The organism is Deefgea piscis, assembly GCF_019665785.1.
Taxonomy (GTDB): domain Bacteria; phylum Pseudomonadota; class Gammaproteobacteria; order Burkholderiales; family Chitinibacteraceae; genus Deefgea.
On record NZ_CP081149.1, the window covers coordinates 1,915,660 to 1,936,769 of the forward strand.

At 48.2% G+C, this 21,110-nt stretch carries 18 protein-coding genes; 7 read left to right on the plus strand and 11 right to left on the minus strand.

Features of this window, described 5'->3' with window-relative positions; translation table 11 throughout:
- Nucleotides 1–57: 57 nt before the first annotated feature.
- Both mfd and K4H25_RS08930 read right to left on the minus strand, forming a co-directional pair.
- Nucleotides 58–3,456: a transcription-repair coupling factor gene (mfd, locus tag K4H25_RS08925; protein WP_221020201.1), complete on the minus strand. Its 3,399-nt coding sequence runs from the start codon at nucleotides 3,454–3,456 to the stop codon at nucleotides 58–60.
- A gap of 159 nt (nucleotides 3,457–3,615) precedes the next feature.
- Nucleotides 3,616–5,031, minus strand: coding sequence for a methyl-accepting chemotaxis protein (locus K4H25_RS08930; RefSeq protein WP_221020202.1), 1,416 nt, complete (start codon nucleotides 5,029–5,031; stop codon nucleotides 3,616–3,618).
- A 327-nt stretch (nucleotides 5,032–5,358) separates the two neighbouring features.
- Here K4H25_RS08930 and msrA point away from each other — a divergent pair, with 327 nt between their 5' ends.
- Entirely contained in the window at nucleotides 5,359–5,910 is a 552-nt protein-coding gene (gene msrA / locus K4H25_RS08935) for a peptide-methionine (S)-S-oxide reductase MsrA (protein ID WP_221020203.1), read from the plus strand.
- 46 nt (nucleotides 5,911–5,956) lie between these two features.
- Nucleotides 5,957–7,075: an acyl-CoA dehydrogenase family protein gene (locus K4H25_RS08940; RefSeq protein WP_255587456.1), complete on the plus strand. Its 1,119-nt coding sequence runs from the start codon at nucleotides 5,957–5,959 to the stop codon at nucleotides 7,073–7,075.
- A gap of 50 nt (nucleotides 7,076–7,125) precedes the next feature.
- Here the strand turns inward: K4H25_RS08940 and K4H25_RS08945 are convergent, their stop codons facing one another.
- The 8 genes from K4H25_RS08945 to K4H25_RS08980 all read right to left on the minus strand — a co-directional run bounded on the left by K4H25_RS08945 (nucleotide 7,126) and on the right by K4H25_RS08980 (nucleotide 15,238).
- Complete coding sequence (locus K4H25_RS08945) at nucleotides 7,126–7,611, minus strand: FixH family protein (RefSeq protein WP_221020204.1); 486 nt, start codon at nucleotides 7,609–7,611, stop codon at nucleotides 7,126–7,128.
- 1 nt (nucleotide 7,612) lies between these two features.
- Nucleotides 7,613–9,049 carry a cytochrome c oxidase accessory protein CcoG gene (gene ccoG / locus K4H25_RS08950; protein ID WP_221020205.1) on the minus strand — a complete coding sequence of 479 codons (1,437 nt, stop codon included), beginning with the start codon at nucleotides 9,047–9,049 and terminating at the stop codon, nucleotides 7,613–7,615.
- A gap of 150 nt (nucleotides 9,050–9,199) precedes the next feature.
- On the minus strand, nucleotides 9,200–10,111 hold the full coding sequence (gene ccoP / locus K4H25_RS08955) for a cytochrome-c oxidase, cbb3-type subunit III (RefSeq protein ID WP_221020206.1): 912 nt from the start codon (nucleotides 10,109–10,111) through the stop codon (nucleotides 9,200–9,202).
- A gap of 19 nt (nucleotides 10,112–10,130) precedes the next feature.
- Nucleotides 10,131–10,298 carry a cbb3-type cytochrome oxidase subunit 3 gene (locus K4H25_RS08960; RefSeq protein WP_173534028.1) on the minus strand — a complete coding sequence of 56 codons (168 nt, stop codon included), beginning with the start codon at nucleotides 10,296–10,298 and terminating at the stop codon, nucleotides 10,131–10,133.
- A 5-nt stretch (nucleotides 10,299–10,303) separates the two neighbouring features.
- Nucleotides 10,304–10,918 carry a cytochrome-c oxidase, cbb3-type subunit II gene (gene ccoO / locus K4H25_RS08965; RefSeq protein WP_221020207.1) on the minus strand — a complete coding sequence of 205 codons (615 nt, stop codon included), beginning with the start codon at nucleotides 10,916–10,918 and terminating at the stop codon, nucleotides 10,304–10,306.
- Between the two features lie 21 nt (nucleotides 10,919–10,939).
- Nucleotides 10,940–12,364: a cytochrome-c oxidase, cbb3-type subunit I gene (gene ccoN, locus K4H25_RS08970; RefSeq protein WP_221020208.1), complete on the minus strand. Its 1,425-nt coding sequence runs from the start codon at nucleotides 12,362–12,364 to the stop codon at nucleotides 10,940–10,942.
- 239 nt (nucleotides 12,365–12,603) lie between these two features.
- A complete protein-coding gene (gene ccoS, locus K4H25_RS08975) occupies nucleotides 12,604–12,798 on the minus strand; it encodes a cbb3-type cytochrome oxidase assembly protein CcoS (protein WP_221020209.1) in 195 nt (64 codons plus the stop codon).
- Between the two features lies 1 nt (nucleotide 12,799).
- The gene (locus K4H25_RS08980; protein WP_221020210.1) at nucleotides 12,800–15,238 is read right to left on the minus strand and encodes a heavy metal translocating P-type ATPase; all 2,439 of its coding nucleotides are present in this window, start codon (nucleotides 15,236–15,238) and stop codon (nucleotides 12,800–12,802) included.
- Nucleotides 15,239–15,523: 285 nt separating this feature from the next.
- Here K4H25_RS08980 and K4H25_RS08985 point away from each other — a divergent pair, with 285 nt between their 5' ends.
- The 3 genes from K4H25_RS08985 (at nucleotide 15,524) to K4H25_RS08995 (ending at nucleotide 17,974) form a co-directional block, all read left to right on the plus strand.
- On the plus strand, nucleotides 15,524–15,919 hold the full coding sequence (locus K4H25_RS08985) for a CidA/LrgA family protein (protein ID WP_221020211.1): 396 nt from the start codon (nucleotides 15,524–15,526) through the stop codon (nucleotides 15,917–15,919).
- On the plus strand, nucleotides 15,916–16,623 hold the full coding sequence (locus K4H25_RS08990; protein ID WP_221020212.1) for an LrgB family protein: 708 nt from the start codon (nucleotides 15,916–15,918) through the stop codon (nucleotides 16,621–16,623). The genes K4H25_RS08985 and K4H25_RS08990 overlap by 4 nt, the downstream gene beginning before the upstream one ends.
- Nucleotides 16,624–16,702: 79 nt before the next feature.
- Nucleotides 16,703–17,974 carry a voltage-gated chloride channel family protein gene (locus K4H25_RS08995; RefSeq protein WP_221020213.1) on the plus strand — a complete coding sequence of 424 codons (1,272 nt, stop codon included), beginning with the start codon at nucleotides 16,703–16,705 and terminating at the stop codon, nucleotides 17,972–17,974.
- 74 nt (nucleotides 17,975–18,048) lie between these two features.
- Here the strand turns inward: K4H25_RS08995 and cysG are convergent, their stop codons facing one another.
- Nucleotides 18,049–19,422 carry a siroheme synthase CysG gene (gene cysG / locus K4H25_RS09000; protein WP_221020214.1) on the minus strand — a complete coding sequence of 458 codons (1,374 nt, stop codon included), beginning with the start codon at nucleotides 19,420–19,422 and terminating at the stop codon, nucleotides 18,049–18,051.
- Between the two features lie 243 nt (nucleotides 19,423–19,665).
- On the opposite strand from cysG, the gene K4H25_RS09005 reads away from it, so the two are divergent.
- Both K4H25_RS09005 and msrP read left to right on the plus strand, forming a co-directional pair.
- Nucleotides 19,666–19,974: a c-type cytochrome gene (locus K4H25_RS09005; RefSeq protein ID WP_221020215.1), complete on the plus strand. Its 309-nt coding sequence runs from the start codon at nucleotides 19,666–19,668 to the stop codon at nucleotides 19,972–19,974.
- 206 nt (nucleotides 19,975–20,180) lie between these two features.
- Nucleotides 20,181–21,095 (plus strand): protein-methionine-sulfoxide reductase catalytic subunit MsrP, encoded by a 915-nt coding sequence (gene msrP, locus K4H25_RS09010; protein WP_221020216.1) that lies wholly within the window; start codon nucleotides 20,181–20,183, stop codon nucleotides 21,093–21,095.
- Nucleotides 21,096–21,110 lie beyond the last annotated feature (15 nt).

Genomic DNA, 21,110 nt, shown 5'->3' on the forward strand with positions numbered 1-21,110 from the left:
TATTATAATTGTAAGGAGTGAAGCGCGTTGCGATATGGCTTAGCCATACCGCGTGTGTTACACCAATTCGCGGATCAGCTCGGTAATTCGGGCAGCGCGTAAGCTACTGGTCGGCCAGTCGCCTTCAATGCGCAGCTTGTCTTGCCCTTGTAGTTTGTAGTTTTTTTTGTTTTGAATTAGTTTGATGATTTTCATCGGTTCCACAACGGTGTTTTGCGTGAAGTGAATAATAATTGCCGATTCTGCGGCATCAATTTTGCTAATGCCCAGTGGTTTAGCGAGCATACGCAAGCGATGGCAATCGAGCAGCACCTTGGCCGCATCCGGCAGTAAGCCAAAGCGATCCACCAGCTCTTGATGGATTTCATTGAGCTCATCTTTGTCGTCACAGCTGGCCAAGCGCTTATACAGTGACAAACGCTCGTTTACATCGGGGCAGTAGTCTTCTGGCAAGAGTGCTGGCGAGTGCAGATTGATTTCGGTGGTCACCCCCAGCGGTTGCGACAAATCAGGCTCTTTACCGGCTTTGAGCGCTTTGACGGCTTCTTTAAGCATTTGCGAATACAGTGCAAAGCCAATTTCATGCATTTCACCTGATTGTGAATCGCCAAGCACTTCACCGGCACCACGAATTTCTAAATCGTGCATCGCCAGATAAAAACCAGAACCGAGCTCTTCCATCATTTGAATCGCTTCGAGACGTTTTTTGGCGTCGCTGCTAATGCTTTCCACGTCAGGAATCAGCAAATACGCATACGCTTGATGGTGTGAGCGACCAACACGGCCGCGCATTTGGTGTAATTGTGCCAAGCCAAATTTATCCGCGCGATTCATCAAGATTGTATTGGCGTTTGGAATGTCGATGCCGTTTTCGATAATGGTTGAGCACAGCAATAAGTTAAAGCGCTGCTGGGTAAAATCACGCATCACGTGTTCTAGCTCGCGGCCGCGCATTTGGCCGTGCGCCACGCCGATGCGCGCTTCGGGCAATAAGGCGGCAAGTTTTTCGCGCATGTTTTCAATGGTGTCGACTTCATTGTGTAAGAAAAACACTTGGCCGCCGCGCTTGAGTTCGCGCAGCACGGCTTCGCGAATAATGCCGTCAGAGAATTTAGACACAAAGGTTTTAACCGCCAAGCGTTTATTGGGCGCGGTGGCAATCACTGAAAAATCACGCAAGCCTTCTAAACTCATCGCCAAAGTGCGTGGAATCGGCGTGGCGGTGAGGGTGAGTACGTCCACATTGGCGCGCAGCGCTTTGAGCTGCTCTTTTTGTCTTACGCCAAAACGATGCTCTTCGTCGATGATGACGAGGCCCAGCTGTTTAAACACTACGTCTGGCTGCACCAATTTGTGTGTACCAATGACGATATCCACACTGCCGTCAGCCAGACCAGCAATCGCTGCCGCAGTTTCTTTGCCAGAGCGAAAGCGAGACAGTTCGGCGACTTTAATTGGCCAGTCTGAAAAACGATCGACAAAGGTTTGAAAGTGCTGCTCAGCCAACAAGGTGGTGGGGACTAAAACGGCAACTTGCTTGCCACCGGCCACCGCAGCAAAAGCCGCACGCAGTGCCACTTCGGTTTTACCAAAGCCCACATCGCCACACACTAAGCGATCCATCGGTTGCTTAACGCGCATATCGACTAATACTGCTTCGATGGCGCCAGCTTGATCGGCGGTTTCTTCAAAGCCAAAGCCCGCGGCAAAGGCTTCGTAATCGTGTGGGCTCCATTCGAACGCGTGGCCTTCACGCGCTGCGCGGCGCGCGTAAAGATTAAGTAATTCCGCCGCAGTATCGCGCACTTGTTCGGCGGCTTTACGTTTGGTTTTTTCCCACGAGCCTGAGCCCAGTTTATGCATCGGCGCCGAGTCTGACGCACCGCCCGAATAACGGGAAATCACGTGCAATTGGCTGACTGGTACATAGAGTTTGTCATTGCCTGAGTACTCAATGAGCAGCAATTCGGTCGGCCCATCGCCCAAATCCATTGACGTAAGGCCCATATAGCGGCCAATACCGTGCGCTTCGTGCACCACCGGATCGCCAATTTTAAGCTCGGATAAATCGCGCAACATGGCGTCGGTATTGCTGCGTTTTTGTTGTTTTTTACCGCGACTTTGGATAACCGACGGATAGAGATCCGCCTCAGTAATGATGGCAATCGATTCACTGCGCCATTCAAAACCACGAAACAGCGGCGAGGCCAGCAATAGGGCGTGGGCTTTGCTGTTTAAAGCGGCTTGCCAATTCTCGACCAAAGTCGGCTTAAAGCCGTATTCAGCAAAAAACTGCGACATGGTTTCGCGCCGGCCTAGGCTTTCGGCGCTGAGGATAATTTTTCCCGGATAGTGTTCAACAAAATCGTTGAGTCGACGGATTGGATTGTCGTTGCGCCGATCCACGTCAAGCGCCGGTAGCGGCTGGGTGAGGCTGGTTTCGCCATCGCCCAGCTCAATGCGGCGATAGTTTTTGATATGGCTAAATAAAAGATCTGGCGCGACAAACAGCGTGCGTGGCGGCAAAAGTGGACGATCTTTGTCGCCATAGCTGAGCTTATGTCGCTCAGCAATATCTTGCCAGTATTGCTCTGCAGCGCCCATTAATGCTCCGTGCAAGACCAATACTGCCTCTTTGGGCAAGTAGTCGAAAACGGTAGCAGTGTGCTCAAAAAACAGTGGCAAGTAATATTCGATGCCAGCAGGAATCACGCCGCTTGAAATGTCTTTGTAAAGCCGCGCTTTAGATGGGTCGCCCTCAAAGGCTTCGCGAAAGTTTTGCCGAAATAATTTACAACCGGCTTCATCGCTAGGAAATTCTCTGGCGGGCAGTAAACGAATTTCAGGCACAGGGTAGAGGCTGCGCTGGGTGTCGACGTCAAAGGTGCGAATCGATTCGATTTCATTGTCGAATAAATCAATTCGAAATGGCAGCGTGCTGCCCATTGGAAATAAATCGATTAAACCGCCGCGAATCGAAAACTCGCCCGGCCCATACACTTGGGTGACGTGGTTGTAGCCGGCAAAAGCCATGTCGGCGCGCAGCTGGTCAGCGTCAAACGCATCGCCTTTTTTGATGAAAAAAGTCGTTGCGGTTAAAAATTCAACGGGCGGTAATACGCCCATCGCTGTTTGTAGCGGCACGATGAGCACGTCAACGGCGTTTTGCCGAGCTTGCCACAGCGTGGCAAGTCGCTCACTAATCAAGTCGGAATGCGGAGAAAAATGATCGTAAGGCAGTGTTTCCCAGTCTGGTAGCTGCAGGACGGTTTTTTCTGGCAAAAAGAAACTGAGCTCGTCTTTGAGTCGGCCCGCTTCTTGCGCGTTGGCCGTCAAAATCACTAAGGGCCGCGCAACTTGTGCGTAGTCGGCCAAGAGCATGGCATCAGCAGAGCCGTGGGGTTGTGCGAGTTTGAGGCGCTCATTGGCGCGAGGCAGTTGAGGCAATTGCGACATAGTGTAAGAGCGCGCTCTAGCTGGACAATCCCAGATTATACCAGCCGCAGCACGCCCTCAACATGGCAAACTTGCAGGTTACAGTACTTGAAATGGACTTGTTTTGCCTCGGCTGATTGATTGCTGTTGATCAAGAGTCAAAACATGGTTAATGCGGTGTCAGCCATGACGCACAATCAGCGGTGGTAATGCGTAGGCGTGAGGATTGTTAATTGCTTCAGTTGAATCAGGCGTCGGTTGTTCAAGATTTCTTAAATGACGTTCTGCAATGACACCTAATTCATGTGCCGTAGCGGATAATTCTTCGGAAGAAGAAGAAAGGTGGTTCATTAATAGGCTAATTTGTAGGTTTTCTTGATTAAGTTGCGATAAATTGTGCGATTGTTTACTTGAATTGAGTGCGATATCTTCAATGAGTCGCTCGGTTTCTTCAGTTAGGTAGCTTAGGTCGCCAAATAAGTGGCCTACTTCATTTGAGCTATTAATCCCTTGTTTTACAAGCATTTCAATATCGCCTGCGGCGGTTTGGCTACGATTTGCGAGTCGCCGAACTTCTTGTGCAACAACGTCAAATCCTCTGCCGTGTATGCCGGCTCTGGCCGCTTCGATTGCGGCATTTAAAGCCAAAATATTAGTTTGGTAAGCTAAATCATCAATAATGCTGATTTTGCTGTGAATGCTGGCTATCGCACTAATTGTTTGCTGGATTAAAACATGGCCTTCTTTGGCACGGGTTGCGCTTTCTTTTGCAATGTAATGCGTGCTATTGGCGTGTTCGGTATTGGTATTAATTGATTTTGATATTTCGCTCATTGAGGCATTACTACGCGTCAGACTGGCATTTTGCGCACTCATTGAACTAGCAAATTCAGCGGCGGTCGCCGCTATTTCTTCAGAAGTTACGCTAATTGTTTGGCTAGATTGTTGGTCGTTGTCGTTTCGATCAATGATGTGTTTATGAAGTTGTGAGCAAACATCGCTAAGATCATTGGTTTCTTTGTTTTCTGCAGGATAAATGCACTGCGAATGTGGGTTGCTTGTGATTTGATGCAAGATGTTTTTTATTTGCGATATTGGCTGAGTAAACTTCCATTTAATAAGTTGCAATAAAATTATAAATAAAATGATGGATGTGGGTAATGAATATAGCAACAAATCTAGTTGTTGTTTTTGTAACTTATAAGACAAATCTTCCTTGTTATAAGTTATGTTAATGGTCGGTTTGTCTGGTGTGTTGGTGTTCGTTTGTGTCTCAAATTGAATTGGTGCTGTTGATTTGGTTTGGCTTTGTAGGTCGATTAATAATTTATTATTATTAAAAATTTGAATTGATTCAATAAATGAATTTTGTAATTCCGCCGCAATTATTTGTTTGGCGACTTCAGCTTGGTTTTGTTCGAGCAAAAGAGGTAGGGCGATGGCGATTTTTTTGCTGATGAGTACCAACTCATGGGTTCTTTCTGTTTCTAGCTGTTTAGCGGCCTGCTTATAGCTTAGCGATTGAACGGCCAGTAGAAGTGAGCCGATGATTAGGGCGATGTAGATATTGACCCCGATAGATTTAAAACTCAGCATGGTCACTCCTTAGTCTGACGATTGCCTTGTGTGTTTCTTACGTATTCTACTGACGCTACTGCCAACTATTGCTGAATTATATAGCGCACAATGTAACTATAAATTTTTATAGCTTATGTTTTACTGTCTTGTAGTGTCATTTTTAAATGGGTTTTTTATGTTAAATCTTGTGATGTATGAAATCTTTGAGTAGGTTGTATATAAATATATTTGTTTTCTAGCTGACTATGAGGATGGATTTTTATTGGGTGCATGCTAAATTTTGTAGGCAGTGCACGCATAGTGCACCTTCGCGGTTACAACTCACCAGCGCAATAGGGGTCTGATATGTTTACTTCTAACGAGGTCGTCGTCTTAGGGGGAGGGTGCTTTTGGTGTATGGAGGCCTTGTTTGTTCGATTAAATGGCGTGCTAAAAGTGGAGTCTGGATTTTGCGGTGGCAAAACTAAAAATCCAACTTATGAGTCTGTGTGCGCACAAGAAACCGAGCATGTGGAGGTCGTGCGCATTGAGTTTGATCCCAGGGTGATTAGTTTTGAGATTTTGTTAGACGTTTATTTTGATTCTCACGATCCAACTTCTATTGATCGGCAAGGTGATGAGGTTGGGCGTTTGTATCGGTCGATGATTTTTTATCAAACAGAGCAACAAAAAAGTATTGCCAAAAAAGTAATCCAACAGATAGAGGCGGAAAAACGTTTCCCAAGTCCGATTGTGACCGAGGTCGTGCCCGCGCAGCCATTTTGGCGAGCAGGCTCCGAGCACGACTCTTTTTTTGAGAAGAACCCACTTAATCCTTATTGCGTCACCACGGTGGTACCGAAGATGCTGCGGTTTCGCCGAAAATTTGCGGCCCTTTTAAAAAGTGAAATGCGTTAACGCATTTGAGTTGCTTTGTTTTCTTTCAGTCTTTATGAGGTGATTTATGGTTAATTGGTCAACGTTGGACAGTATTATTAGCGATACGATTGCGCCTGCGGCGATAGAAACCGATAAAAATGCGGTGTTTCCTCGTGCAGCCATGACCCGATTGGGTGAGGCCGGTTGGCTCGGCTTACTGTCGTCTGCTGAGGTAGGTGGCTTGGGTTTGGGCTTGAATGAAGCGGCAAAAGTGATCGAAAAAATTGCTGAAGCTTGTCCAACCACGGCCATGGTGCTGTGTATGCATTATTGTGGCTCGGTGGCGATAGAGGCTTTTGGTCGTATCGAGATTCGCCGTGAAATTGCCGCAGGGCGGCATTTAACGACTTTGGCTTGGTCTGAGAATGGCTCTCGTAGTCATTTTTGGGCGCCAGTGAGTACTGCGCGTTTAGTTGCCGACAAAATAGCGTTGGATGCTGAGAAATCATGGGTTACCTCTGCGTGTGAGGCAGACTCCTATGTTTGGACTTCAAAGCCATTGGCGGCAGAGGGTTTGAGTACACTCTGGTATGTGCCGAGCAATACGGCAGGTTTAACCATGCCCAAGCCCTTTGATGGCATGGGCTTACGTGGTAATGCGTCATCGCCGATTTATGCCAAGGCGGTGATGGTGAGTCCGAGCGATCAAATGGGTCAGGATGGCGCTGGCTTTGACATTATGATGGGTACGGTTCTGCCGGTATTTGCGGTGCTAACGGCTTCGTGCTCAGTAGGTATTATCGAGGCATTGATGCAAAGAACAGTGGGCCATGTGACTGGCATACGTTATCAGCATACCGATAGTGCTTTGGCTGACCTGCCGACGATTCGGGCGTATATCGGTAAGGCAAAAATTCGCGCTGATATGGCCAGGGCTTTGCGCGACGATACGCTAGCAGCAATTGCTTGTGGCCGAGCGGACACCCTATTGCGAGTCTTAGAAGTAAGAGTGGGGTGCGCCGAAACTGCGCTTGAAGTGGGTGATATGGCGATGCGGGTGTGTGGTGGCGCGGCGTTTCGTAAAGATGTTGGTGTTGAGCGGTATTTTAGGGATTCTAGAGCTGCCGCAATTATGGGGCCGACTTCAGATGTATTGTTTGAGTTTATTGGCCGAGCAACATGCGGAATGGATTTGTTTTCTTAGGCGATTTTTGCAGCGATCTCAAATTCTGAGATCGCTGCAATTAGGCTAGATTACGGTAGTGTTAATGCCGCCGAAATTTGTGATGCCCATTCTTTGCGTAGACTCCACGTGTTTTTCATGTCGGACAGCTCGGCGTACCAGCGATTGGCTGTGACCGGATGCGCAAATTCACCGTTATAAATAATGCCGTCATTTGAGCTCAGGGGCGCTTCTTGATCACGCCCGCTGAGCGTTGGGTGGATGAGCTTGAGCTTGATTGGGCCTAAGTCATTGCGGTTTAAGATAATCCGCACGGTTTTTTGGTTGTCGCCGAGTAAAATCTGGGCGGTAATGCCTTTGGCAATGGCCGCTTGATCTTGCTCTAGGCGTTGATTGACTTGGTTGCCTTCCTTGTAATAATTGTCACTCACCAAGCTGTCGGTCGAGGTGGAGACCAAGTGCAGCATGTGAAAACCACCCATAATGGCCAGCACAGGGAAGGTAATTAATAGCCAAACATGCGGATGCTTGTACCAAGGTTTTTGTTCTTCATTCATCTTAACGTCCAATAAAAGTGGCTTTTTCGACTACGGTTTGTGCCGGGTCATCTTTAGCGGTCACGATAAATTCAATTTCGTGGCTACCCATTTTGGCAAATTGCGGTGGCACTTGAAGGCGAACTGCAACGTCACTCATCGCCGTGGGTGCTAGTTTGATTTGATTTTCGCCGACAAGTTTCATTTCCGGTAAACCTTTGGCTTGAATCGTGTAGGTATGCGTTTGTTCACTGGCATTTTGAATCAACAGGCGGTAGCTATTTTCCAATAAGCCATCTTCAACCTCACGCACCAGCGCGATTCGATCGCGCTCAATATTAACTTTAACCGGTTGACGCATCATTAACGATGTAATCGTGACGCCGAGGGTAATGCTAATGACCACGGCGTACATAATGACCCGAGGGCGGGTGATTTTCTTGATGATGTCGCGCTCGGGGTATTTATGCTCCAAAGCGTTTTCGGTGGTGTAGCGAACGAGGCCGCGTGGGTAGTTCATTTTGTCCATGATTTCATCGCAAGCATCAATACAGGCGGCACAGCCGATGCATTCATATTGCAGACCGTTGCGAATATCAATGCCGACCGGACACACTTGAACACACATGGTGCAATCAATACAGTCACCAAGGCCTGCCGCTTGATAGTCACTGCCTTTTTTACGGCTGCCACGGTTTTCACCGCGCTCGGCGTCATAGCTGATAATTAGCGTGTCGGCATCAAACATCGCGCTTTGAAAGCGCGCATAAGGACACATGTATTTGCAAACTTGTTCGCGCATCCAGCCGGCATTGCCATAGGTGGCAAAAGCATAAAACAGTACCCAAAACAGCGCATAACCTGACAGCGTAAACGTCAGTAGATCAGTCCATAAGGCGCGGATGGGCGTGAAGTAACCGACAAAAGTAAAGCCAGTCCAGAGTGCAAATAGCACCCAAAGGCTGTGTTTAATGAATTTTAAGCGCAGCTTTTTGCCGTTCAGTGGCGCATTATCGAGTTTAATTCGGGCAGCTCGATCGCCTTCAACCCATTTTTCTATCCATAAAAAGATTTCTGTATACACCGTTTGTGGACAGGCGTAACCACACCACAGCCGCCCCCCAATGGTGGTCCAAGCAAATAAACCAAAGGCACTCAATAGCAACAATGCGGTGAGGTAAATAAAGTCTTGCGGCAGAAAAACCAGGCCAAAAACATAAAACTTACGATGTAGCAAATCAAATAGCAGCGCTTGTCTGTCGTTAATGATCAGCCACGGCATGCCATAAAAGAAAAGCTGAGTAACAAAAACAAAAAACACCCGCCAATTATTCCAAAACCCCGTAATCCAACGCGGATAGATTTTTTTGTGCGCGGCGTACAGCATGACTTCTTCGAGCTGGCCGTCGTCTTTAACATTCACCACGTTAATTGGAATTTCGTGAAGTTTTTTGCTCATGATTAGCTCCGAGAAAAACAATACTAAAACCCAGTTTATGCTGGTCTTTAGTATTGTTTTTATAATTAATATCGATCGAACAAGCGCTCGCTTAATTGCTTAAATGAAAAACGGGCGGATTAGATCCGCCCGCAATGATGCCTGTATGGCTTATTTCTTTTCGTGGCTTAGACCATATACATAGGCAGAAAGCAAATGTATTTTGCCGTTGCCAAGGAAGTCTTGCCAAGCTGGCATGACGTTGTTTCGACCATTAGTGATGGTTTCAACAATCGTTGCCTCTGAGCCGCCGTATAACCACACTTTGTCGGTGAGGTTAGGTGCGCCAAGCGCTTGATTGCCTTTGCCGTCGGTGCCGTGACATGCAATACAAACTTGAGCATAGGTATTGGCACCGCGCTCAGCACGAACGTTGTTGTAAGCGGTATTGCCTGACAACTTCATCACGTAGTTAGCGACGTCGCGTACTTTTTCTTCGCCAAACACTGCACCAAAGGCTGGCATTTGACCATGACGACCCACTTTGATCGTGTGTTCAATGTCGGCAGGTGTGCCGCCATACAGCCAATCGCTGTCAGTCAGGTTTGGAAAACCTTTTGCGCCACGACCATCGGCACCATGACATTGCACGCAGTAAGTTTGAAACAAATGCTTACCCATTTGCGTCGCTTCAGGAGACTTGGCAACTTCAGGGATTGGCATTGCCATAAACTTGGCGTACAGCGCATCAGTTTGTTGGTCTGCTTTGACGATCTCTGCTTTGTATTGACCTGCAGAAGACCAATCTTTGGCATTACCAAAAGCGACTAAGCCTGGATAGAGAAATAAATAGGCCAAAGCGAAAACAATCGTCGCAATGAACATGCCCACCCACCAGCCTGGTAGCGGATTATTGTATTCCTCTAAGTCCCCGTCCCATACGTGGCCGGTGACTTGCGCTTTTTCGCCTTTTTTTAGTTTGTATTTCATCTGCGTAGCGAGAATGTAGGCGCAATAAAAAATCCCGCCTAAAGACACTGCCGCGATGAAATAACCCCAAAAACTGCTCGTAAAATCATTCATATTTTATTCTCCGAACGCATTAGGTCTGCTTGTCTGATGAAGGCAAGTCATCGTCAAGAAATACGCGCTGTGCCTCTTGCTCAAAGCTGGCTTTGTTGTGGCGACTGAACGCCCAAAAACAAATCCCAAGAAACATGATAAATCCAAGAACGGTGACCACAATGCGGGCTTCAGTTTGCAGATCCATGGTGCTTACCTCTTGTTTTTCAGTGCGAGACCGAGGCCTTGTAAATAGGCAATCACTGCATCCATTTCTGTTTTGCCTTTAACCGCTTCGGCAGCACCAGCAATGTCAGCGTCGGTGTATGGCTCACCTAAATTACGCAGGGTTTGTAGTTTTTTGGTCATCAATTCGCCATCAACTGGCTTGGTGGCCAAAAAAGCAAACGCCGGCATATTTGATTCAGGTACTACATCACGTGGATTCATCAAGTGAACACGATGCCATTCGTCAGAATAACGTCCGCCAACCCGAGCTAAATCCGGACCAGTACGTTTTGAACCCCATTGGAAAGGACGGTCATACACTGATTCACCCGCAACAGAGTAGTGGCCATAGCGCTCAGTTTCTGAGCGAAATGGACGAATCATCTGTGAGTGACATGAGTAGCAACCTTCACGAATATAAACGTCACGACCTGCTAGCTGTAATGAGCTGTAGGGTTTAACGCCAGCGATCGGCTGAGTGACACTTTTGCTAAACATCAGCGGCAAAATTTCGACAAACATTGCGATGCTGAGCGTAAAAAAAGTCAGGACGATCAGATAAAACACGTTCTCTTCAACGATTTTCTGAATTTTATTCATTTCAATTTATTCCTTGCGCGATCAGGCGTGCGCTGCAACGGCTGGGATCGGTGCATCAACCGCTTTGCCTTCGGAGATGGTGCGAATCACGTTGTAGAACATCAGCAACATACCCGATAAGAACATGACGCCACCCAAGAAGCGGATGAAGTAGTAAGGGTACGACGCTTTAACTGCTTCAATAAACGAGTAAGCCAAAGTGCCATCGCTATTGAGTGCGCTCCACATCAAGCCTTGAGTCACGCCGGCAATCCACATTGAAGCGATGTACAGTACGGTACCTAAGGTGGCCATCCAGAAATGCACTTCGATTAACTTAACCGAGAACATTTGGTCGCGACCAAACAAACGTGGGATCAAGTAATAGATCGAGCCGATGGTAATCATCGCTACCCAACCGAGTGCGCCAGAGTGAACGTGGCCTACAGTCCAGTCGGTGTAGTGGCTCAATGCATTGACTGATTTGATCGCCATCATTGGGCCTTCAAAGGTCGACATGCCGTAGAACGACAATGCAGTCACTAAGAATTTCAAGATTGGATCAGTGCGTAGTTTGTGCCATGCGCCTGACAAGGTCATGATCCCGTTGATCATGCCGCCCCAGCTTGGTGCAAGCAGAATCAGAGAGAACACCATACCTAAAGACTGAGTCCAGTCAGGTAGCGCGGTGTAATGCAAGTGATGAGGGCCGGCCCACATATAGGTGAAAGACAGCGCCCAGAAATGCACTACTGATAGGCGATAAGAATAAATCGGACGTCCTGCTTGCTTAGGAACGAAGTAATACATCATGCCCAAGAAGCCAGCAGTTAAGAAGAAACCAACCGCATTATGCCCATACCACCATTGCACCATGGCATCGACCGCGCCAGAGTAAATTGGGTATGAATCCATGGTGCCCCAAACAGGCAGAACCAAACTATTGACAATGTGTAGCAAGGCAACAGCTAGAATAAATGCGCCGTAGAACCAGTTGGCGACATAAATATGCTTTACTTTGCGCTTGGCAATCGTGCCAAAAAACACGATGGCATAACACACCCAAACTACGGTGATTAAGATATCAATCGGCCATGCAAGTTCAGCATATTCTTTACCTTGGGTGTAACCCAAAGGCAATGTAATCGCTGCCAATAGAATCACCAGCTGCCAACCCCAAAAATGGAAGGCGGCGAGTTTATCGCTGATAAGACGCACATTACAGGTGCGCTGAACTACGTAGTACGACGTTGCGAATAGTCCACAGCCACCGAACGCAAAAATAACTGCGTTAGTGTGAAGTGGGCGTAAACGACCAAAATGAAAGTACGGACCGAAATTGAGTTCTGGCCAGAACATTTGGGCGGCGATAATTACGCCAACCAACATTCCGACAATCCCCCAAACGACCGTCATGATGGCAAACTGCCGAACCACTTTGTAATTGTATGTGGCTTGGTTTTCCATTAGAGCGCTCCGATTGATCTCCAACTGCTTGGAATTTAGTTAAAAACTTATTTTTGATTTGTGCTGAGTGGTATGTGTTTTTGGGTGAACCCAATCACGGTGGTCTAGCGATGTCTTTTGTCCCGCTGATAAGGGGCGAAAGACTCTACGGACTATACGCAACTCAATGCTGAGCAAACTTGATATTAATCAAGTGTGCATAGTTACAAACTGCCCGATTTTACCTGTTTGTAACGGGTTCAGTCAGGATTTTTTTGTTTTTCTGCGTCGTTTGAGTCGGTTTTCTGCGGCAACTTGTCATCGTCATGCAAAATTCGCCAGCTTGGCCCTTCAAGGTCGTCCAGTTGACCGCTGCGGATGGTCCACCAAAAGACAAAGCCAATGACGAAGGCAAGTAGAATCGAGAGCGGTATTAACAGGTAAAGGCTTTCCATTTTATGGCCTCTTTTGGCGTGAAAGTAGGCGTAAGGCATTGACGACAACCAGCAATGAACTGATCGCCATGCCTAGGCTGGCAAGCCAAGGGGTGATAAACCCAGCCGCCGCCAGCGGCAATGCGCCGAGATTGTAAAGCAAAGCCCAGAGTAAATTTTGTTTGATAATGGACTGGGTTTTTTTGGCGAGTGCCAGTGCGGCGGGAAGGCAAGACAGATTGTTGTTTAATAGCACCATATCGCCAGCGGCATGGGCAATATCCACGCCAGCGCCCATGGCAATTGAAACATTGGCTAGCGCTAGCACCGGCGCATCATTGACGCCATCGCCAATCATTAACACAGTTTTGCCTTGTTGTTGTAAGGACTGCATGTAGCTGACTTTGCTTTCAGGTGTTGCATTGGCGATAGCTGATTGAATGTTGAGCTGTTGCGCTACGGCTTGTACGCTACTCGATTGGTCACCAGAAACCAGATGCAGTTGTACGCCGCAGGCTTTGAGCTCAGCGATGGTGGCGATGGCATCAGTGCGTAACTGATCGGCTAATACAAAGGCGGCTAGCCAGGTATGTCCGTCTGATAGTGCAACCATGCTGCCTTCAGTCCGATACAGCTCAAATTCTTCGGGTACGGCTTGTTGTATCTGTTCGGCAAGAAATGCTAGTGAGCCGATGACGTAATACTGCTGATTGATTATTGCGGATAGACCGCCCTGAGCATGTTTTTGTACTTGCTGCGCTACGGGCAGGCTTTCGGTATTGGACTCGGCTAAAAACGCTTTGGCGATCGGATGTTCCGATTGCTGCTCAAGGCTTTGTGCGATGGCCAAAGCCCGCTCGCTGCTGATGTTAAGTGCGATGGTTCGGGTAATTCGCGGCTCACCAAAGGTCAGTGTGCCAGTTTTATCGAGCACAATATCGGTGACTTTGGCGAGGGTCTCTAATAAGTTGGCGCGAGTGACCAATAAACCCAGTTGCGCCAAATGGCCTGTAGACGCCGTAAGCGCGGTGGGGGTGGCGAGCGACAAGGCGCAAGGGCAAGACACGACTAACAGTGCCACCGTAATCGGCAGCGCATGCAAAGGATCGTGCAAATGCCAGTACCAATACGTTGCGGCTGCGGCAATCAGTAGACCAAATACAAACCAGCCGGCAATTTGATCAGCAATGGTGGCTAAACGAGGCTTTTGGCTTAGTGCTTGATCCAAAATGCGCACCATGGCGGCAATTCGCGTTTCGCTGCCAGTGTGTAGTACTTCAATGGTGAGTGGTGAGAGTAAATTGGCCGTGCCTGCGGTGACTAGCGCGCCGCTAGTTTTATGAGCGGGTAGCGATTCGCCAGTGAGCATGGCTTCATTTACATCGCTAGATCCGCCAAGCACCACCCCATCAATCGGGATGATCTCACCCGCTTTAACCACAATGCGATCGTTGACCTTGAGCCGGCTGACGGCAACCTCATGCAATCGCTGCTCGGTATCGAGTTGATGGGCAAAGGTGGGCACTAATTTAACGAGTTTTTCTGCCGCAGCACCGGCACTGCGCCGCGCTTTGAGCTCTAAATAGCGCCCGCCTAATAGTAAAAACACAAACATCGATACGGCATCGAAATAAATCTCGCCATGATCGGTGATCAGCGCATACAAACTGGCAAAAAATGACACCAATACGCCGATGCTGACGGGCAAATCCATGCTGGCGCGGCCACGACGCAAATCGCGCCAGCTGTTGCGATAAAACGGCCAGCAAGAATACAACACCACAGGTAAGGTAAGTAAAGCACTGCCCCAGTGCATCATGGAGAGCCAGTTGGCTTCGATTTCCCCTGCGGGGGCGAGGTAAATCGGCACGACAAACATCATGACTTGCATCATCGAGAGACCGGCAACCCACAGACGAAATAAGGCCGACTTTCTTTGTTTTTGCCAGTTTTGCTCATCGCGAGCATGGTCATAAGGGATGGCGCGATAACCAATTGCGGCAATGTGTTGCAAAATCGTCGACAGTTGAATTTGGCTGTCATCCCAAGCAATGCGTGCTCGGTGATTGGAATAATTGATCGATACCGAGGTAACGCCTTTTAGTTGGGCGATATGTTGCTCATTGAGCCAAATGCACGCCGCGCAGCTTATCCCTTCGAGGATGAGCGCCGCTTCTTTTTCTTGGCCGCTGGTGGTGTGAACAAAGTCTTGCTGTAAGGCTGGGTCGTCATACAGCGCCAGTTGCTCAAGTAGCTCGGTAGGTAGTGGTGCGTTGCGATCGGCTGGCTGTTGCCTTTGCGTATAGTATTGATCTAAGCCGCTATTGATAATCGTTTCGGCCACCGCCTGGCAGCCCGCGCAGCAGGCAGGGTGCATTGCTTGGCGATAGCGGATTTGAAATTCACTTTGGGCGGGGCAAGGCTGGGCGCAGTGAAAGCAAAGCATGGATTCGGTATTCATAGCCGCATTTTAACGAAAACCGCTTCAGGGTGGGAAAGCAATTCTAAAATAGCGTTTTACATTTGATGTTGAGCGATGGACTTAATTGAATATTGTTGCGTGTTTATGGCGATTTATTGCAACGAGAACCGCGCTTAAATATAAATTTTATCTTTAAATCAATATCTTGCTGTAGGTTGATCTAAATGGTCGGTATTCAATGTGCCGATTTTGGAAATTAAATCCATTGATCAAGGTAATTGATTGGTCTATTCAGCGCTGCTGGCTCGCAGTAGAGTGTTGATATTGGCAAATTCTGAAATTGGATTGCGTATGTTGTATGGCTTATCAATTATTTTTCTCGCCTTAGTCAGTGGTGAATTATTACGGCAGCTGTTTCAGTTGCCAATTCCTGCGGTGGTGATTGGCATGTTGCTGCTGACTGCATGGTGTATTGTGCGGCGCGGTGCCGAGCAACGCGTGGTTTATGCTTCAGAAGGCTTGCTTCGCTACTTGGGTATTTTGTTTGTTCCGGCTGGGGTGGGGCTGATTGAGTTGGGTGACAAATTAAAATCACAAGGTGTGGCGATGGTGGTTACGATTTTAATTTCTACCGTGATTACTTTGCTGGTAACGGGTTTGGTATTGCAGTTTTTATTGGCCAGACGCAAAGCTAAATTGACTCAGCAGGCTAGCAAATGAGCGTTATTTCAGCCCTCGCGCAATATCCTGCAACATGGATTGCACTCACTGGCGTGACTTATTTATTGGCCGATACGCTGTATCACCGCGCACGTTGTTTTCCTTTACTCAATCCAGTGTTGGTTTCGGTTTTAGTGCTGATTGTGGTGTTAAAAATTAGCGGCGTGTCGTATGCAACTTATTTTGCCGGTGCCAAGCCGATTCATTTATTGCTCGGTCCGGCCACCGTGGCGCTCGCGATTCCTTTGTATCTCAATTTAGCGAAAATGAAGCAATACTTTATTCCACTGAGTATTGCTTTATTGGTCGGCTCGACGGTGGGGATTGTGTCGGTGTTGATTTTGGGGCAGTGGATGGGTTTGACTTGGACCACCATATTATCTTTTGCGCCTAAATCATGTACTACACCCATTGCGATGGCTTTATCACAAGAGCATGGTGGCTTACCGTCGCTCACCGCCAACGCGGTGATTGTTGCCGGGATTGCAGGTGCGGCGATGGCGCTGCCTTTGTTTCGCTGGTTGAAAATTGAGCATGAAGTAGCGCAAGGCTTTGCATTGGGTTTGGCTTCGCATGGTGTAGGCACTGCGCGCGCGTTTCAGATTTCCGATACGGCAGGTGCATTTGCAGGATTGGCGATGGGCTTTAATGGGGTGGTTACGGCGCTGATTTTGCCGATTTTGCTGACAGCGTGGTACTGGTAACGGCGGTGTTGATGATGGTTGTCGTTGGGGCTCTTTATTTTGGGGCCAGTATCGGCATTGGTCGAGTAAAGGACAAAAAATGAATTGGCAAACTTTTTATCGGCAAACGCTGCGCGATATTGTGCTCTGGTTGCCGCTGGCGGCAGTGATTGGCCTGTGTGCGGGATTGACCTCGGCCTTATTGTTAGTCTCATTAGATTGGGCAACGGCAACGCGGGTTGCTAATCCAGTGCTGATTCTATTTTTGCCCTTTGCAGGTTTGTTGGTGGGCTGGGTGTATTACGAATGGGGCCGAGATATTGAGTCAGGTAATAATTTACTGATCGATGAAATTCATCAGCCTCGCGCGATTACCCAGTTGCGCATGATGCCGTTGATTTTTATTGGTACGGTATTTTCACATTTATTTGGCGCATCCGTTGGCCGTGAGGGTACGGCAGTGCAAATGTCGGGCGCATTGGCCGACCAAATTGCCTTGATCACCAAGCGCAAGGTCCAAGATCGGCGGGTGATTTTGATGGCGGCAATGAGCGCCGGTTTTGCTGGGGTGTTTGGTACGCCGCTGGCAGGCGCGGTGTTTGGGCTTGAAGTGCAAGCCTTGGGCAAAATGCGCAATAACGCTTTGTTTCCTTGTCTAATCGCCAGTTTGGTGAGCGATTGGTTGGTGCGATCTTTGGGCGTGCATCACACGCATTATGTGATTCCTAGTATTCCTTCAGTCACCATTATGGGTTTATTGGCAGTGCTGTTTGCTGGTGCTTTGTTTGGCTTGGCGGGTAAATCATTTGCTGAATTAACGCACTGGGTGGCAAGGCACTTTAAACGGATCAAGTACCCACCACTGCGTCCCTTTGTTGGCGGCATTTGTGTGGCCAGTTTGGTGCTGATTTTTGGGGCCGAGCGGTATATTGGCTTGGGTATTCCAAGTATTGTTGAATCGTTTAATCAACCGATCCCATTTTGGGATGCACCGCTTAAATTATTCTTTACCACCTTGTCGCTTGGCGCTGGATTTAAAGGCGGTGAAGTGACGCCTTTGTTTTATATTGGCGCGACGATGGGCAATGCTTTGGCACCGTTACTGAATATGCCGTTTCCTTTGTTGGCTGGTTTGGGTTTTGTGGCAGTGTTTGCTGGTGCTGCTAATACGCCATTAACGTGTACATTAATGGCGATTGAGCTGTTTGGCGCGGCGATTGGCCCGTATGCTTTATTGGCTTGCGTGGTGGCTTTTTTGTTTTCGGGGCACAGCAGTATTTATGTGGCGCAGCGTTGGGGCTCTGGCAAAGGTCGGCCGATGACAGATGACAAATCAGAAGTTCGCTTGTCTGATTTGACCGAGATAAAGTAAGTGGGCGGTGAATAAAAAAATGGCCAGCGATTGAGCTGGCCATTTTGCTTGCAAAGCAGGTTTTTGTGCGTGCTTTAACACCACTTCAATTTGTCATGCAATTGCACCACATCGCCAATAATCAACAAGGCAGGGGGTTTAATGCCTTCTTGCTCGATTCGCTGGGCGAGCTCAATCAAGGTAGTGGTGACGACTCTTTGTTGTGCCGTTGTGGCGCGCTCAATGATAGCCACAAGGGTATCTTTATCTCGGCCATGATTAATGAGCTGTTCAGCAATATACCCAGCTTGTGCGACGCCCATATATACCACAACGGTTTCACTTGGATTGACCAAGCGTGGCCAATCAAGATCCACTTCACCAGCCTTTCTGTGACCAGTTACAAAAGTGACCGATTGCGCATAATCACGATGCGTGAGCGGAATGCCGGCGTAGCACGATGCGCCAGCGGCCGAGGTAATGCCGGGCACCACTTCAAACGCAATGCCGTGCTGGGCCAATTCTTCTATCTCTTCGCCGCCACGACCAAAAATAAACGGATCGCCTCCTTTAAGCCGCAAGACTTTCTTGCCTTCGAGCGCTAAACGAACCAGTAATCGATTGATTTCTTCTTGCGGTAGCGCGTGATTATTGGATTTTTTGCCGACATAAACTCGCTCAGCGTCGCGGCGTACCATCTCCATGATTTCGGGCGAAACCAAGTTGTCGTACAACACCACGTCAGCTTGCTGCATTAGGCGCAATGCGCGAAACGTCAGCAAATCAGGATTTCCCGGGCCACTGCCAACTAAATACACTGCGCCCGTTGGTGCATGCTTGCCCTCATCAATCGCCGATATGAGTTGTGCGCGGGCGTGTTCAATTTGCCCAGAGAAAACTTGGTCTGGAATTGGGCCAGCTAAAACAGCCTCCCAAAAATCGCGGCGCTGCGCGGGGTCTGGCATTTTTTCTTTGCAATGTTGGCGTAATTCGCTACCCAATTGCGCCAGATCACCCCAGCCGTGGGGAATCAACGCTTCAAGTTGAGCGCGTAAATGCCTTGCTAACACCGGTACACCGCCGCCCGTTGAAATGGCGATAGTGAGTGGCGTTCTATCAATAATTGCCGGGGTGATAAAGCGGCTATGGCTTGGATCATCTACGGCATTGACCAAAATGCCGGCCGCTTCGCAAGCCGAAAACACCGCTTGATTCACGCTGGCTTGATCGGTGGCGGCGATGACTAGGCGTTGCCCAGTAATTTGCGTGATCGAAAATTGCGCCGGCTGCCAGCGCACTTCGCCCGATCGAACTAAATCATGCATCTCGTCACAGAGCTCGGGCGACACGACGGTGACATCAGCACCCGCAGAGCGCAATAAACGCAGTTTGCGAACGGCAATTTCACCGCCGCCCACAATGAGGCAGGCTTGCTGCTTTAAATTTAAAAATAAAGGAAAGTAATCCATGATCTAGGCCATTTTGTTCGGGCAGGTCACTATTGTCGCGTTTTTTGGCGATGTTGGCGTAAAAATTTCATAGATCACCTTGGCGTTGATGTTCCGCATGTGTGATTCACTGTTTGTATGCGATGCTGCCGCGATAGCTTAGTTGCTACTCTAAGCGGCATTTCGAGCAAAGTAAGATAAAATAAAGTAATAAAGCGGCAAGAGGCATTGCTTAACGGATTAATAGCAATAAGGATTTGAATTATGAAAACCATTTATTGGGCCGCACTGAGTTTGGCGTTACTACAAGGGGCTGCGATCGCGGCACCGGTTGAAGCGATGTTAAAGTCAAAAAACTGTATGGCTTGCCATTCGGTAGAGAATAAAATCGTGGGTCCTGCGTTTAAAGCAATTGCCGCCAAATATAAAGGCGATAAAAATGCGGTAGCTTTGCTGGCCGGCAAAATTCAAAAAGGCAGTGTTGGCGTTTGGGGACCGGTGCCGATGGGGCCAAATATGATTACTGGCGATGAAGCCAAGCAATTGGCGACGTGGATCTTGGCGCAAAAATAAGAATTAACTGTAAAAAGCCGTAAAGTGAAAACTTTGCGGTTTTTTTTGTATGGGCACTGTCAGAATGAAGGCGTGATGACGACTAATTGAAAAACACCCTGCGCAGCCATCATTCATTACGCTGTAGTGGTGATCCTTGCCGAGTCGGCTTAGTCCGACGAAACCTTTATATTCGTATCAGAACGGCTCTTTTTGGAGAACTTGTCATGCTTATTCGTCAACCTAGCGATATTTTGCCGTCAGAGATAACGCCGCAGTCGGTATTTCTAAACCGTCGCCAGTTTATGTTGGCTGGAGCGAGTTCTTTATTGCTCACGGCAGAGGCAATGGCAGGTCTTAATGCCAAACCGAGTGCTTTGTCGGCAAAAGAGTCGCCCAATAGTTTGAAGCAAATCACAACTTACAATAATTATTATGAGTTCGGCACGGATAAAGGCGATCCTGCGCTGTATGCGGGGCAATTAAAGACCAAACCATGGCAAATTGTGGTGAACGGTGAAGTTGGTCAGTCACGCACCTATAGTATTGATGATTTATTAAAGGTGGCGGCTTTAGAAGAGCGTATCTACCGCTTACGCTGTGTAGAAGGGTGGTCCATGGTGATACCTTGGGTGGGTATTCCGTTGGCCAGTGTTTTAAAACAAGTCAACCCCACGTCAAAAGCCAAGTTTGTTGCTTTTGAAACATTAAATGACCCCAAGCAAATGCCGGGGCAACGTAGTCGCGTTCTTGAATGGCCTTACCGTGAAGGTTTGCGTATTGACGAGGCGATGCATCCCTTAACCATTTTGGCGGTGGGTTTGTATGGCGAAGTACTGCCCAATCAAAATGGCGCACCGGTGCGCTTGGTGGTGCCGTGGAAATATGGTTTTAAAAGCATTAAGTCGGTCGTCAGTATTCGCTTGCAAGAGCAGCAGCCAGCAACCAGTTGGAACCAAAGTGCGCCCAATGAATATGGTTTTTATTCCAATGTGAATCCCGACGTAGCGCATCCACGCTGGAGTCAAGCCAAAGAAAGGCGAATTGGTGAGTTTTTAAAACGCGATACGCTGCCGTTTAATGGCTATGGTCCGCAAGTAGCATCGATGTATCAAGGCATGGATTTGCGCAAGTTTTTTTAAGCCGCGCTAATCGAT